Source organism: Brachybacterium massiliense (genome assembly GCF_900184245.1).
Lineage (GTDB): Bacteria > Actinomycetota > Actinomycetes > Actinomycetales > Dermabacteraceae > Brachybacterium > Brachybacterium massiliense.
Genome location: NZ_FXXB01000007.1, coordinates 219,814 through 234,014, shown reverse-complemented (window position 1 = coordinate 234,014; position 14,201 = coordinate 219,814). Strand labels below are relative to the sequence as shown.

Here is a 14,201-nt window from a genome sequence, read left to right as displayed (position 1 = left end):
GCCGGTTGCCCGATGGGTCCAGGGGACGTGACTTGCAATGATGGGCAGTGGTGCCCTACGATCGGTCATGGACATGTGGAGTGTCTGCTCTCTGCGCCAGTGGCGCGGTTCGGCCCGATTGCAGTCGGGCGCGATGAACTGAATATTTAGAGGGTCGGGTCCGTTGGCGCGGATCCCGTATTCCCTCTACTTAATGAGTCGCACGGCGGATCCCGATTTTCTTTTGAGAACCGGGATCTTTTGCCATTTCTTCACATATTGTTGGCCCAATGGTGAGCATTCAGGGTGTAGTGCACTCTTCGCACGCACAGATACCGGCGGCGAAGGTTTGCGCGATCTGCTTGCGGAACGCTTTCCGGTCCCACTCGTCGCACACCTCGTGCCAGAACTCGAGCCGGGTCGGCTTGCGAGTGTGCAACCTAGCGATGATGGCGGGATCCTCGAACACGGGCTTGCCCGCACGCCGGCCCTTCGCCATGAACTGCATTTGATCGCTAGGCAGGATCCGCCCGTACAGGTCGATGCTGTGATGGTTGATTAGGGAATCAACGCGAGGCGGCGGCTGCGTTACGCGCACACGGGTACGCTGTTCCCGGTGCGCGAGGCGACGCGCGAAAGACTGCCCGATCCCGTAGGGCCGTTCGCGGCGCTTCGCTAATTCGCGCTTCACGTGCTGCTGGACCCGTCCCCGCATGTGGTTGTAGATGTGGCCGGGGATCCGGTCATGAATCTCTGCAGGATGCTCGGCGGCGTACATGTAGGCGTAAGACCTGAGTGCTGCGGCGGGATCACCTCGGCCCGCTCCGAGCAGGTGCGGGGGCAGGATTGCGCGAGTGTTGACGTAGACGTTGACGACGGCGCGGTCAATGGCCGCCATCTCGTCCTCGGAGAATTCGTCGTGGAACTCGGCGGCCTGTCGTGCGTCGAGTTGCGGCGTGAGCGTGCCGGTCATGCAGTCCTCCTAGCGAGGTCGAGGGCGTATGCCACAGGGCCGCGCCCGTCCGGGTGCGGGGCCTCCCAGTCGGCCTTCCACAGCGCGTCCGTCATGGCCGCGTAGTCGTGGCGCTCTGCGGCGCGTATGGCGCGGGTGCGGGCCTCTGCGGCTGCGGGGCCCGGGCCGTAGCGGTGGGCGTTCACCGGGTCACCGTGGGAATCGGCGTGACGGCATGGAGCACGTCAGCGCGGCGGATGCGGACCAGGCGCGGGCCGACGCGATGGGCGGGGAGTCTGCCGTCTGCGATCATGCGGCGCACGGTCCGGTCTGAGATTCCGAACTCGGATGCGATCTGCTTCTGCGAAAGCCATTCGGGGGACATGTGGAGCCTTTCATCAATCGGGCATGAATTGATGTGGGCGGGATCCGGTCTTGCCGGGCCGTCCACTCGTGGAGTTACTGCTGCGCGTTTCCGGTTGTGTCCGGAACTGCGATATCTACTCTACAGATGGGGGTGTCCTGGCGCGGTGACGACAAGATGTACTGAACTACAACGCTGTTATCCACAATCCGATGTTGACGGGCTGTGGATAGGTGGGCGGGGCTGGGGACGGAGCGGAGAGCCACGCACGAAAGACGAGGATGTGTGCGCAGTCGAATGGGGATGAGGGGTCCGACAGCGGGCTGCGGCGGTGGATGACGCCGCCGCCCGGGGCGCCGGGAACGGGCGGGAGTGAGGTACGTCCCCGGCGTGTCTCCGGGCGCGGCTCGGCGGTCTCGTCCTCCTCGTCGGCCTCGAGGCTGCGCCCGTCGGCCTCGACGATGCTCGCGAGCACCTCGCGCATCAGCTCCACCTGGGCGCGTGCCTCGGCGGCACCGGAGGCGGGCTGCTTGCCCTTCTCGACGAAGGCGTGGAACGCCTTCCAACCCAGCTCCATCCGCCTCTGCTGACGGGTCGAGAGCACCTGCAGGGACTCGGGGGCGAAGGGCAGGTAGTGCCACACCAGACGCACCTGCGCGCGAACCTCGGGCTTGGACTGGTCAGCGTTCAGCGCCACGAAGTAGGCGGCGAACCGGGTGAGGTGGACGTTGGGGACGCGGCGCGCCGCACCCTTGCCGACCGCGATCATGTCGGTGACGTCAACGAAATGATCGTGACCTGCGCTGATGTGCGACCGGACCTGCTCGCGGGCCTTGTGGCGATCCGTTCGGCGCTCCCGAAACCGTTGACGCTACCGCTTCCGGACTGACCTGCGGAAACGTGGGGTGCGACCTGCTCGCGGGCCTTGCGGGCCGCGCCAGAGCCGACGGAGATCATCTTGCGCACGTCCGCAAATTGATCCTGACCTGCTTTTTCGTGAGCGGCGACCGTGGCCGCTACAGCCCTTCGCCTAGCCGGTCCGCAATCGCCCGGTCACGCTCTTTCACGGCGTGCTGATACTTCATCGCCACAGCGGGGGAGGTGTGCCCCAGGCGCGCCATAAGTTCACGCACAGTAGCGCCCGTGCCCGCTGCCAGAGTCGCGCCCGTGTGCCGTAGATCGTGCGGCTTCACGTCTTCGAGCTTCGCGGCTGTGACCGCATCCCGGAAATGCGCCGCCCACGTGCCATAGGGGATCGGCCTTTCAGGATCACGGGAGGACGGGAACAGGAAAGCGCCCGCGCCCGGTGCCGTGTGCTCCATCAGATGGTCACTGATCGCGGCGTCGAGTGCCGACGGGTAATGCACGTCTCGAACGCTGCCCCGCGTCTTAGTCGGTCCCACATGGTCGCTGCCGCCGATCTTCGCTGACGCTGTTCCGCGCACGCGCACTACACGGGATGTAGCGTCGATATCGCGGCGGCGTAGCGCTAGGACTTCACCGGGCCGTAGCGCGCACATAGCGGCGAGAGTGACCGTTAGCCGCTCCGTTTCGGGCATCGCCTTCGCTATGGCGGCGACTTCGGGGACGGTGAGCGCATGACCCTCGCGGGCCGTTTTGTACTCCGAAGCGCCACGGACACGGACGGGCGAGGTCTGCAATATTCCGTCGTCTACGGCGTCGCGGAATAGCCGACCCAGGACGTTATACGCCTGCGAACGCGCTGCCGGTTTCGAGTCGGGGAAGGTGGCAACCCATCTCCGGACCGCAGCCGGGGTCACCTCCCGCATGGGGGTTGCGCCGAAGGTGGGGAGGATCCATCTGCGGATCGACGCTTCGTAGTTGTAGCGGGTCCGGTGGCCGACCGTGAGGGTGCCTAGCCATGCTTTGACGTACTCGCCCACGGTGGTGGTGTCGTCTTTGCCGCGCCACTGGCCGGTTTCGAGGGCCGTGCGCTGGATGGATAGCCACGCGTCGGCGTCGGTCTTGGTGGTGAAGGTCGTCGGAGCGTTGACCCGGTTCCCGCTGGGGTCGAGGTATGACGCCTGGTAGCGCCCGCTGGGAAGTTTTCGAACGGCACCGAAAGAGCGCCGGGTGCGCTGTGCTCTGCGTGCTGCCATGAGGTCGGCCCTTCCCGTGCAACTACCGTGCGATGAGGCGAGTCTATGCGAGGCATGTCGTGTCCGCTTGTGACTCTTGCACGCCTGGTGGTAGCGTGCGGTTCATCAGCTAGTTTGCGCAGGTCGGGCCGACCGTAGGCTGTTGAATTAGTTCACTTCTTGCCCTGGTTCGCGACGGCCTCGGCGGCGGCCTTCGCGGCGACCGGGTCGAGGTAGCGGCCACCCTTCTCGACGGGCTGGAAGTTCTCATCCAGCTCGTAGACCAGCGGCTGGCCGGTGGGGATGTTCAGCCCGGAGATCTCCTCGTCGGAGATGCCGTCGAGGTACTTCACCAGCGCGCGCAGCGAGTTGCCGTGCGCGGCGATCAGCACCGTCTTCCCGGAGGTGAGGTCCGGCTTGACGCCCTCCTCCCAGTACGGCAGGAAGCGCTCGACGACGTCCTTGAGGCACTCGGACTTCGGCAGCTGGTCGCCGAGGTCCGCGTACTGCGGATCCTGGTCCTGGCTGAACTCGCTGCCGAACTCGATCTCCGGCGGCGGGGTGTCGTAGGAGCGGCGCCAGGCCATGAACTGCTCCTCGCCGTACTTCTCGCGGATCTCGGCCTTGTCCATGCCCTGCAGCGCACCGTAGTGACGCTCGTTCAGGCGCCAGTCGCGCTTGACGGGGATCCAGTGGCGGTCCGCGGCGTCGAGAGCGAGGTTCGCGGTCATGATGGCGCGGCGCTGCAGCGAGGTGTGCACCACGTCGGGAAGGATCCCGGCCTCCTTCATGAGGTCACCACCCTCGACGGCCTCCTGGCGGCCCTTCTCGGTGAGGGCCACATCGACCCAGCCGGTGAACAGATTCTTCGCATTCCAGTCGCTCTCGCCGTGGCGGAGCAGCACGAGTGTGTAGGTCATGGCCCCAGCGTACGCGGGCGCGTCGCGGCATGCATGTCCGGCTCATCCGCGCCGGGGTGCACGGGAGGGCCGGAGGTGCCGCCCCGCGTCGGATCCGCCCGAGGGTCCCGTCCCGAGACGGAGCCCGGGCGAGGGCCCGGCGCCGGTACCGTCTCGGTCATGAGCGCTCCTGCCTCCGCCCCTGGGGATCTCGCCGAGATCCCCGTCGTCCTCCTCGACCTCGACGGCACCATCGTGGATTCCGGCCCCGGGATCCTCGGCGCCCTCGCCGAGGCCTTCGCCGAGTGCGGCGAGCCCCTGCCCCCGCAGTCCGTGCTGCGCACCTTCCTCGGCCCGCCGCTGGAGGACTCCTTCCGCGACACGCTCGGCCTGAGCGAGCACCGCTCCGAGCAGCTCCGCCGGGTCTACGTCGAGCGCTACCGGGCAGCCGGCATCCACACCGCCACCCCCTACCCGGGCGTCACCGACCTGGTCGAGGCGCTCACCGCGGCGGGGCGCACGGTGGCGGTCGCGACCAACAAGCTCGAGACCACCGCCCGTCGGCTCCTGGAGCATCAGGGCCTCGCCGACCGCTTCGCGCTGATCGGCGGCACCGACAGGACCGTCGGTCGCACCGACAAGACGGCGGTGATCGGCAGCGTCCTGCAGCGACTGGGGGTCCCGGCGGCCGACGGGATGGACGAGGACGGTGGAGCTGGGAGCGGCGCGAGGGCCGGCCTCGCGGCGCCCTCCCGGGCTGTGATGGTCGGTGACCGGCTGCACGACGCCGAGGGCGCTGCGGCGCACGGGCTGCCCGCCGTCCTGGTGGGATGGGGATACGGCGGCGCGCCGGAGCGCACGGCCGATCTGCCGTTCGCCGCCACCGTCGACGAGCTCGCCGCCATGCTGCTGCGCTGAGGCGCTGTCCCAGCGCCCGGCTCCTGCGCCCGGTTCCTGCGCCGATCAGGCCTCGACGAGCACCGTGAAGGGGCCGTCGTTGGTCAGGCCCACCCGCATCTGCGCGCCGAAGCGCCCGGTCCCCACGGTGACGCCGCGGGCGCGGATCGCCTCCACGACCTGCTCGACGAGCGGCTCCGCGACCGGGCCGGGGGCGGCGGCGCTCCACGAGGGACGCCGTCCCCTGCGGGTCTCGCCGTAGAGCGTGAACTGGGAGACGACGAGGACCTGCGCTCCGGCATCGAGCACCGAGTGCTCGCCCTCGAGGATGCGCAGCTCGCAGATCTTGCGCGCGAGGACGGCCACCTGGTCGGGGCCGTCCTCGTGGGTCACGCCGACCAGGGCGAGCAGCCCTTCGCCCTCGACGGCGCCGACCACCTCGCCCTCGACCTCGACCTGGGCACCGTCGACTCTCTGGAGCACTGCACGCATGCCCCGATGGTGGCACAGCAGGCAGAGGTGCAGCCTCGCGCCTCAGCGCGGCAGGACCTGATCGATCCTGCGCTCCTGAGTGGGGGAGTCGTCGCCGTCGTCCCCGGGACGCGCCGCGCCGGGCGCTCCCTGCGGCGGCAGCGGCTGCGTCGTCGGCGTCGGCTCGTCGGACGCCTCGTGCTGCGTCCCCTGGTGCTGGGCTGCCGGTGGCTGCGGCCCTGACTGCTGTGTCTGTCCCGGCTGCCCTGGCCGCTGCGTCGCCGACTGCTGCGTCGGGGGAGCGGTGTGCTCGGGCGGTGCCGAGTACGGCGCGGGGGCCGACTGCGGAGCCGGCGCCTGCTGCGGTGCCGAGGTGGCGTGCGAGACCGGTGCGTGCTGTGGGCCCGGTGCCTCGTGCGGCGCTGACGCCGAGCGCTGGACACCCGCTTGCTGCTGGACCGGCGCTCGCTGCTGGGTGGGTGCGGAGTGGTGCGCCGGCGCCGACTGCTGCCACGGACCGGAGCGCTGGGCGTCCGAGCTGCGCGGCGGCCCCGACCGCTGGGCGGGAGCAGGAGCGTCGTGCGCCGGCGCGACCGACGGACCTGGCCCGGTCCGCTGCACCGGCGGCACCGTGCGCTGCGCGGGCACCTGGCGCACTCCCGTCGGCCCCTGGGTCGGGGGGAGCGCGTCGGCGGGCCGCTGCCCGGTCGGCGTCGTCCCGCCGGCGGGGGCGCCGGGGGAGCGGACTCCCGTCGCCTCCCGGGCCGCGGTCGCCTCGTACCGGCGGGCCGCCGACCGTCGCGCCTCGGCGACCCATTCCTCGGCGACCCGCACGATCGCCTCGGTGGCCGCCTCCCAGGCCGCTTCCTGCTGCCGATGCGGGCCGGTGGCCAGGGAGAGGACCACCCCGGCGGAGCGCAGCGCGAGCTCGGTGGGATCCACCCGCTCGACGAAGGTGTCGTGCCAGCTGTGGATCGCCGTCTCGACCCGCTCCTGCATCGCACGGTCGATGCGCCCCGCGTTCCCGTAGTCGGCCAGGACGCTCAGATGGGCCAGCAGGCACGCGAGGTCGTCGGCGCGCCGCCCGGGGCCCACCGTGTCGATGTCGAGCAGGCCCACCACCCGGCCGTTCTCCACGAACACCTGAGCCTCGTAGAAGTCGCCGTGGACCACATCATGCGGTCGCATGTCCATGCGCTGCTCGAGCGCGGCCAGCCCGTCGCGGATCGACCGCACCAGGGCATCCAGCCGCGGCCCGAGCGAGGGGACCGAGGAGCTGACGATCCCGGCGTAGAAGTCCACCGAGTCCGTCCACGGCGGGCGCAGCGGCAGGGAGTACATCGAGGCGGGCAGACGATCCAGCAGCGCCACCAGATCCTCGGCGCGGCAGGAGTCCACGCCCTCGTCGATCACAGCGCGCGCGAGCGGCCGCCCGGGCAGCTCGGCGAGCACCACCAGCCCGTCGTGATGGGCGATCACCTCGGGCACCGGCACCCCGGCCGCGAGCAGCCGGTGATGGCGGTCCACGATCTCACCGCTGCGGTGGGGCTGCATGACCTTGAGGAACACGGCCCGATCGCCCTGTGAGGCCCGCAGCACCGCGCGGCGCCCCGGGCGGTAGGAGACCACGTCGATCGCGATCGGCACCGACGGGTCGGTGCCGATGGGCACCCCCAGATCGTGCAGGGTGCGGCCCACGATGTCCGGGTAGCAGACGTGGGGGAGCATCGGCAGCCAGGGATCATGCGGATAGCGCCACACGCGCACATTGATGTCGCCGTCGGTCATCACCAGCGTCTGCTCGGCGACGTGGAGGTTCTTCTCGCGCTCGCCGATGTGGGCGCTCGCGCCGAAGAGCTCCTCGCGGGCGGGCGCCTGCGGCCCGTCCAGCTCGGGCCAGGAGACCATCGTGCGATAGAGGGCCTTGGTGCTGCGTCCCGGGCGATGATCGACATGATCGAGCTGCCAGCTGTGCAGCACTCCGCCGGAGTTGCCGACGGCCGAGCGGAGCAGCCCTCCCGCACCGGGCCCGGTCAGGAGCTCGGAGCCGTCCTGCGTGTGTGACATGGGTGATTCATTCTTGTCATGAGGTCATCAGGCGACAGCGCCTACGATGCTTTCATGGCTGATCGTACCGATAACCTCACCAGCGGGAACCTTCTCGGCATTCCCGAGACCCGACTTCCCGACGACTTCGTCGACGTCCAGGTGGCCGAGGAGCTCGTCGAGGGTGAGCCGCGGGACATCGCCGCCCGCCACCTCGACTCCCCGCTCGCCTGGGCCACGCTCGCCGAGGATGCGCTGACCGACGGCGACCTGGTCGCCGCCTACGCCTACGCCCGCACCGGCTACCACCGCGGCCTGGACGCCCTGCGCCGCTCCGGATGGCGAGGTCAGGGCCCGATCCCCGCCGCGCACGCCCCCAATCGCGGCTTCCTGCGCGCCCTGGCGATGCTGGGGGAGACCTCCCGGCAGCTGGGCGATGAGCCCGAGGCCGATCGCGTCACCGCCTTCCTGCGCGAGGCGGATCCGTCCCTGCTGGACTGATCCCCGCCTCCTCCACGCCGGGTCCGCACCCCTGCTTGGTAGGATCCACGGGGCCTCGCGCCCACCACTGTCCTTCTTCTTTCAGGAGCCGCTATGCCTGCCGTCGTGATCGTCGGAGCCCAATGGGGTGACGAGGGGAAGGGCAAGGCCACCGACCTCCTCGGTGAACGGGTCGACTACGTCGTCAAGCCCAACGGCGGCAACAACGCCGGCCACACCGTGGTGGTGGACGGCGAGAAGTTCGAGCTCAAGCTGCTGCCCGCCGGGATCCTCTCCCCGCAGGTCACCCCTGTGATCGGCAACGGCGTGGTGGTCAACCTCGAGGCCCTGTTCGAGGAGATCAGCATGCTCGCCGCGCGTGGGGTGGACACCTCGCGCCTGCGCATCAGCGCGAATGCGCACATCGTCGCGCCCTACCACCAGACCCTCGACAAGGTCACCGAGCGCTTCCTCGGTAAGCGGGCGATCGGCACCACCGGCCGCGGCATCGGCCCGGCCTACATGGACAAGATCGGACGACTCGGCATCCGGGTCCAGGACCTCTACGACGAGTCGATCCTGCGCCAGAAGATCGAGGGCGCGCTGCGCCAGAAGAACGAGCTGCTGGTCAAGCTCTACAACCGCCGCGCCGTCGAGGTCGAGGAGATCGTCGAGACGCTGCTGTCCTACGCGGAGCGCCTGCACCCGATGGTGGTCGACACCACCCTGCTGCTCAACGACGCGCTGGACCGCGGCGAGGTGGTGCTGATGGAGGGCGGCCAGGCCACATACCTGGACGTCGACCACGGCACCTACCCCTTCGTCACCAGCTCCAACCCCACTGCGGGCGGCGCCTGCACCGGCACCGGCGTCGGCCCCACCCGCATCGACCGGGTGATCGGGATCGTCAAGGCGTACACCACCCGCGTGGGCGCCGGCCCGTTCCCCACCGAGCTGTTCGACGAGTGGGGCGAGTACCTCCAGACCACCGGCGGCGAGGTGGGCGTGAACACCGGCCGTCCCCGCCGCTGCGGCTGGTACGACGCCCCGATGATCCGTCACGCCTCGCGCATCAACGGCTTCACCGACATCGTGCTGACCAAGCTCGACGTGCTCACCGGCATCGAGCAGGTCCCGATCTGCGTGGGCTACGAGATCGACGGCGTGGTGCACCGCGACATGCCGATGACCCAGACCGAGTTCCATCACGCGGTGCCCGTCTACGAGACGCTCCCCGGCTGGACCGAGGACCTCTCCGAGGCGCGCACCTTCGAGGAGCTGCCCAAGAACGCCCGCGACTACGTGACGCGCCTCGAGGAGCTGGCCGGCTGCCGCATCAGCGCGATCGGCGTGGGCCCGGACCGCAGCGCGACCATCGCCGTCCACGACCTGCTGCCCGGAGCCACCGACTGACGTGGCTGTTCGTCGTACCGATCCGGAGGCCGGCCGCAGCGCGCTGACCTCCTGGGCGCTCGATCCGGCCGGCAGCGCGCGCCCCGTGCTCGCGCCCGCCGTGCGCCACACCCTCGAGCTGTTCGCCGAGGAGTTCCCCGGCGGCGCCGTCGAGCTGCGGGTCCCGCCCTACGCCGCGGTGCAGGCCATCGCCGGGACCCGCCACACCCGCGGCACCCCGCCGGCCGTCGTCGAGACCGACGCGGCCACCTGGCTGTCGCTGGTCAGCGGCGACCTGGACTGGGCCGACGCCATAGCCGACGGCCGCGTCCGCGCGAGCGGAGAGCGCAGCGACCTCGGTGAGCTGCTGCCGCTTCCCGGCCCGCGCCGCCTGGTGCGCACCGCCCGTGAACAGGAGGAACGATGAGCGTCGCCGTCGAGATCGCGATCGAGGACCTGGCCGGGCTGGAGGTCGCCGCGACCTCCGGAGCCGACCGGGTCGAGCTGTGCATCGACCTCGAGCGCGGCGGGCTCACCCCGCCGCCCGAGCTCGTTGAAGAGTGCGCGCACCGGGCCGCGTCGCTGGTCTCGGCGCGCGAGGCCAAACCCCACTTCGACATCCACGTGCTGATCCGCTCCCGCGCCGAGCGCGGTGACTTCCTGGACCACCCCGAGGAGTTCGCCTACTCCCCGCAGGAGGTCGAGCTGATGGCCGCTCAGGCGGGGGAGAGCGTCGCCGCAGGCGCCGCCGGCGTGGTGATCGGCGCCCTCACCGAGGACGCCCGCCTCGACCTCCCCGCCCTCGAGACCATCCGCGACGGCGCCCTGATCGCCGGCAGCAGCGCGCTGCGCGGCGTGACCCTCACCGTCCATCGTGCGCTCGACGCCCTGCCCGGCCGCACAGAGCGCGCGGAGGCGGTGCGCAACCTGCTGGGGCTGGGCATCCACCGGGTGCTCACCTCCGGCGGGGCGGCCCGCGCACTCGACGGCGCCGAGGATCTCGGCGCGATGGTCGACGCCGCCGAGGGCCTGCTCGACGTCTGCGCCGGCGGGGGAGTGCGTCCCGCCGACATCGCAGATCTCGCCCCGCTGGAGAGCTATGAGCACCGAGAACGACCCCGAGGACCCCACCACCGCCCGCGAGGACGATGAGCGGGCCGAGAGCGCTGAGGGCGCTGAGAACGTCGAGAGCGCGCAGGCCGATGAGACCGCGCAGAGCGCCGAGCCCGAAGCCGACGAGAGCGCCCCCGCGCCGGAGAGCACGAGCACCAGCATCTACGTGCGCCGTGGACGCACCCCCACGCTCGGACTCTGGGTGGCTCTCGCGATCGCCCTGCCCGCCGTGGCGGCCCTGATCAGCGCCCCGTTCTTCGACTTCCCCGACCTGGGCGCGGTGGTGAACTTCGTGCTGATGGCCGCCGTGATGGTGGGCCTGCCGCTGGCCGCCCTGGCCGCGCTGATCGACGCGATCAGGCATCGTCCGCCGAGGTCCCGACGCCGCTGAGACCGCCGTGGACGGCGGCTCGGGGCGAGGCCCCGCTGTGGCACTATGGACCGGTGGCACGCGGCGACGGAAAACTCTCCCATGACCTGCTCCCCGGCGAGAAGGGCCCCCAGGACGCCTGCGGCGTCTTCGGAGTCTTCGCACCGGGCGAGGACGTCTCGAAACTGACCTACTACGGTCTCTACGCCCTGCAGCATCGCGGGCAGGAATCAGCGGGCATCGCCACCAGCGACGGCTCCCAGATCCTCGTCTACAAGGACATGGGCTTGGTCTCGCAGGTCTTTGACGAGGCCTCCCTCGCGGGGCTCCAGGGACACATCGCGATCGGTCATACCCGCTACTCGACCACCGGCGGCTCCGTCTGGTCGAACGCGCAGCCCACCCTGGGCCCGCGTCCCGACGGCACCGTGGCGATGGCGCACAACGGCAACCTGGTCAACACTGAGGAGCTGCTCGCCCTCATCGAGGAGCGCCAGGGCACCCCGCGCACCGGCGAGCTGGCCCGCGGCAACACCACCGACACCGCCCTGGTCACCGCGCTGCTGAACAGCGAGGGCACGCTCGAGGACTCCCTGCGCGAGCTGATGCCGCACCTGCGCGGCGCCTACTGCTTCACCCTGATGGACGAGACCACCCTCTACGCCGCCCGGGACCCGCAGGGCATCCGGCCGCTGGTGCTGGGCCGGCTCGAGCGCGGCTGGGTGGTCGCCTCCGAGACCGCCGCCCTGGACATCTGCGGCGCGAGCTTCGTGCGCGAGGTCGCCCCCGGCGAGATGATCGTGATCGACGAGCAGGGCCTGCGCAGCGAGCAGGTGATGCCGCCGAAGCCCAAGGGGTGCGTCTTCGAGTACGTCTACCTCGCCCGCCCCGACACCCGCATCGCCGGCCGCAGCGTCAACGAGGCGCGCGCCGAGATGGGCCGCCAGCTGGCCCGCGAGCATCCCGTCGAGGCGGATCTGGTGATCCCCACCCCGGAGTCCGGCACCCCCGCCGCGATCGGCTACGCCCAGGCGTCCGGGATCCCCTACGGCCAGGGCATGGTGAAGAACGCCTATGTGGGCCGCACCTTCATCCAGCCCAGCCAGACCATCCGCCAGCTGGGCATCCGCCTCAAGCTCAACCCCCTGCGCGAGGTGATCGCCGGCAAGCGCCTGGTGGTCATCGACGACTCGATCGTGCGCGGCAACACCCAGCGCGCCGTGGTGCGGATGCTGCGCGAGGCCGGCGCCGCCGAGGTGCACGTGCGGATCTCCTCCCCGCCGGTGCGCTGGCCCTGCTTCTACGGCATCGACTTCGCCTCCCGTGCCGAGCTCATCGCCAACGGCCTCGGCATCGAGGAGATCGCCCGCTCGCTCGGAGCGGACTCCCTCGGCTACATCTCCGAGGAGGGGATGGTCGAGGCCACCGCGCAGCCCGAGGAGACGCTGTGCACCGCCTGCTTCTCCGGGAAGTACCCGGTCTCCCTGCCGGAGCCCGTCGCCCGGGCCCAGGGCATCATCCAGGCTCGCGAGTCCGAGCCCGCCGACCTCGGGAAGGACGCATGAACACCACCGATCCCCGCCCCTCTGCGATCACCTACGCCGACTCCGGCGTGGACACCGCCGCGGGAGACCGCGCCGTCGAGCTGATGAAGGAGGCGGTCGCCGCGACCCACGGCCCCCAGGTGCTCGGCGGCATCGGCGCCTTCGCCGGCCTCGTGGACGTCAGCGCCCTGAAGGACTACCGCCGCCCGCTGCTGGCCTCCTCCACCGACGGCGTCGGCACCAAGATCGCGATTGCGCGCGAGCTGGACATCCACGACACCATCGGCCGTGACCTGGTGGGGATGGTGGTCGACGACATCATCGTGGTAGGAGCCGAGCCGCTGGCCATGACCGACTACATCGCCTGCGGCAAGGTGGTGCCCGAGCGGATCGCCGACATCGTGCGCGGCATCGCCGAGGGCTGCCGCCTGGCCGGCTGCGCGCTGGTGGGCGGCGAGACCGCCGAGCATCCGGGCCTGATGGCCCCCGAGGACTACGACGTCGCGGGCGCGGCCGTCGGCGTGGTCGAGGCCGACGAGCTGCTGGGCCCGGACCGGGTCCGCGCCGGGGACGTGGTGATCGGCATGGACGCCTCCGGCCTCCACTCCAACGGCTACTCCCTGGTGCGCGCCGTGGTCTCCGCGGCCGGGCTCTCGCTCGAGGAGCAGATCACGGACTTCGGCCGCACGCTCGGTGAGGAGCTGCTCGAGCCCACCCGCATCTACACCGCGGATCTGCTCGCGGTGCTGCGCGATGCCCGCACCGTCGGCGCGATCCATGCGCTCAGCCACGTCACCGGCGGCGGGCTCGCCGCGAACCTCGCCCGGGTCATGCCGCGCGGGCTGGCGGCCCGCGTGGACCGCGCCACCTGGGAGCCGGGGGCTGTCTTCTCCCACGTCGCCCGCTGGGGCTCGGTGCCGCAGCTCGACCTCGAGGGAACCCTGAACATGGGCATCGGCATGGTGGCGCTGGTCGGTGCGGAGCAGGCCGACGCGACACTCGCGCTGCTCACCGAGCGCGGCCTCGGTGCGCGCGTGATCGGCGAGGTCGTGCCCGAGGAGTCCCTGCCCGAGCCCGGTGCGCCGCTCGAGAGCGTGGTCACCGGGGCCAAGGGCGTCGAGGGCGGGGCGGTCATGCTCGCCGGGCAGCACCCCGGCTGGGCCTGAGGCCCGTCGGCTCGCGCACCGCCCGCACACAGTACGAGGGCCGACCTCGCGGTCGGCCCTCGTACGGTGTCACGGTGGATCCCGGCCCCAGCCGGAGCGTCCTCAGCGGCGATAGATGGACGGAGCGTCCTCGTCGGCCCAGTCGTCGCTGTCCTCGGCCCGGTCGTCTCCGTCGGCGGAGGACGTCTCGCTCCGCTGCGACTGCAGCTCGCGCTGCAGCGCCGTGAGATCCGTCGGCGGGCTGTAGTACTTGAGGTCCCGTGCCACCTTGGTGTGCTTGGCTTTCTGTCGGCCGCGACCCATGGATCTGACCCCCTGTGCATCGGCTGCCGGGTGTTCTTGTCGACCCGGAAGATGGCATTAGTTTCGGATGCCCAGGGTACATGCTCGCCCTGCTGTCCGGCGAACTCCGAGGCGTGAGACGTGCCG

17 protein-coding genes are annotated in these 14,201 nt (G+C 70.6%); 8 read left to right on the top strand and 9 right to left on the bottom strand.

Annotated features, from left to right (window positions below; all coding sequences use genetic code 11):
- Positions 1–280: 280 nt before the first annotated feature.
- The 6 genes from BN4251_RS07750 to BN4251_RS07725 form a co-directional block, all read right to left on the bottom strand.
- Positions 281–952 (bottom strand): hypothetical protein, encoded by a 672-nt coding sequence (locus tag BN4251_RS07750; RefSeq protein ID WP_087484544.1) that lies wholly within the window; start codon positions 950–952, stop codon positions 281–283.
- The gene (locus tag BN4251_RS07745) at positions 949–1,137 is read right to left on the bottom strand and encodes a hypothetical protein (protein WP_087484543.1); all 189 of its coding nucleotides are present in this window, start codon (positions 1,135–1,137) and stop codon (positions 949–951) included. Before BN4251_RS07745 ends, BN4251_RS07750 begins: the two co-directional genes overlap by 4 nt.
- Complete coding sequence (locus BN4251_RS07740; protein WP_087484542.1) at positions 1,134–1,316, bottom strand: excisionase family DNA-binding protein; 183 nt, start codon at positions 1,314–1,316, stop codon at positions 1,134–1,136. The genes BN4251_RS07745 and BN4251_RS07740 overlap by 4 nt, the downstream gene beginning before the upstream one ends.
- A gap of 166 nt (positions 1,317–1,482) precedes the next feature.
- The gene (locus BN4251_RS18665) at positions 1,483–2,064 is read right to left on the bottom strand and encodes a hypothetical protein (protein ID WP_245810249.1); all 582 of its coding nucleotides are present in this window, start codon (positions 2,062–2,064) and stop codon (positions 1,483–1,485) included.
- 247 nt (positions 2,065–2,311) lie between these two features.
- Positions 2,312–3,415 (bottom strand): tyrosine-type recombinase/integrase, encoded by a 1,104-nt coding sequence (locus BN4251_RS07730; protein WP_087484541.1) that lies wholly within the window; start codon positions 3,413–3,415, stop codon positions 2,312–2,314.
- A gap of 152 nt (positions 3,416–3,567) precedes the next feature.
- Positions 3,568–4,314 (bottom strand): phosphoglyceromutase, encoded by a 747-nt coding sequence (locus BN4251_RS07725; RefSeq protein WP_087484540.1) that lies wholly within the window; start codon positions 4,312–4,314, stop codon positions 3,568–3,570.
- Between the two features lie 159 nt (positions 4,315–4,473).
- Here BN4251_RS07725 and BN4251_RS07720 point away from each other — a divergent pair, with 159 nt between their 5' ends.
- Complete coding sequence (locus BN4251_RS07720; protein WP_087484539.1) at positions 4,474–5,211, top strand: HAD hydrolase-like protein; 738 nt, start codon at positions 4,474–4,476, stop codon at positions 5,209–5,211.
- Between the two features lie 45 nt (positions 5,212–5,256).
- Here BN4251_RS07720 and dtd read toward each other — a convergent pair whose 3' ends face one another.
- Together dtd and BN4251_RS07710 are read right to left on the bottom strand one after the other, a co-directional pair.
- On the bottom strand, positions 5,257–5,682 hold the full coding sequence (dtd, locus tag BN4251_RS07715; protein WP_087484538.1) for a D-aminoacyl-tRNA deacylase: 426 nt from the start codon (positions 5,680–5,682) through the stop codon (positions 5,257–5,259).
- 42 nt (positions 5,683–5,724) lie between these two features.
- The gene (locus tag BN4251_RS07710) at positions 5,725–7,728 is read right to left on the bottom strand and encodes a phosphotransferase (RefSeq protein WP_087484537.1); all 2,004 of its coding nucleotides are present in this window, start codon (positions 7,726–7,728) and stop codon (positions 5,725–5,727) included.
- 54 nt (positions 7,729–7,782) lie between these two features.
- On the opposite strand from BN4251_RS07710, the gene BN4251_RS07705 reads away from it, so the two are divergent.
- From BN4251_RS07705 to purM, 7 genes are all read left to right on the top strand, one after another.
- Complete coding sequence (locus BN4251_RS07705; RefSeq protein WP_087484536.1) at positions 7,783–8,208, top strand: DUF3151 domain-containing protein; 426 nt, start codon at positions 7,783–7,785, stop codon at positions 8,206–8,208.
- 93 nt (positions 8,209–8,301) lie between these two features.
- The gene (locus BN4251_RS07700) at positions 8,302–9,600 is read left to right on the top strand and encodes an adenylosuccinate synthase (RefSeq protein WP_087484535.1); all 1,299 of its coding nucleotides are present in this window, start codon (positions 8,302–8,304) and stop codon (positions 9,598–9,600) included.
- Between the two features lies 1 nt (position 9,601).
- The gene (locus BN4251_RS07695; protein WP_087484534.1) at positions 9,602–10,006 is read left to right on the top strand and encodes a sterol carrier family protein; all 405 of its coding nucleotides are present in this window, start codon (positions 9,602–9,604) and stop codon (positions 10,004–10,006) included.
- Positions 10,003–10,731, top strand: coding sequence for a copper homeostasis protein CutC (locus BN4251_RS07690; RefSeq protein ID WP_087484533.1), 729 nt, complete (start codon positions 10,003–10,005; stop codon positions 10,729–10,731). Before BN4251_RS07695 ends, BN4251_RS07690 begins: the two co-directional genes overlap by 4 nt.
- Positions 10,679–11,083 (top strand): hypothetical protein, encoded by a 405-nt coding sequence (locus BN4251_RS07685; RefSeq protein WP_087484532.1) that lies wholly within the window; start codon positions 10,679–10,681, stop codon positions 11,081–11,083. Before BN4251_RS07690 ends, BN4251_RS07685 begins: the two co-directional genes overlap by 53 nt.
- A 53-nt stretch (positions 11,084–11,136) precedes the next feature.
- Positions 11,137–12,627 (top strand): amidophosphoribosyltransferase, encoded by a 1,491-nt coding sequence (gene purF / locus BN4251_RS07680; RefSeq protein WP_087484531.1) that lies wholly within the window; start codon positions 11,137–11,139, stop codon positions 12,625–12,627.
- Positions 12,624–13,772: a phosphoribosylformylglycinamidine cyclo-ligase gene (gene purM, locus BN4251_RS07675; RefSeq protein ID WP_087484530.1), complete on the top strand. Its 1,149-nt coding sequence runs from the start codon at positions 12,624–12,626 to the stop codon at positions 13,770–13,772. Before purF ends, purM begins: the two co-directional genes overlap by 4 nt.
- Before the next feature lie 102 nt (positions 13,773–13,874).
- Here purM and BN4251_RS07670 read toward each other — a convergent pair whose 3' ends face one another.
- Positions 13,875–14,075, bottom strand: coding sequence for a DUF3073 domain-containing protein (locus BN4251_RS07670; RefSeq protein WP_087484529.1), 201 nt, complete (start codon positions 14,073–14,075; stop codon positions 13,875–13,877).
- Between the last annotated feature and the right edge of the window lie 126 nt (positions 14,076–14,201).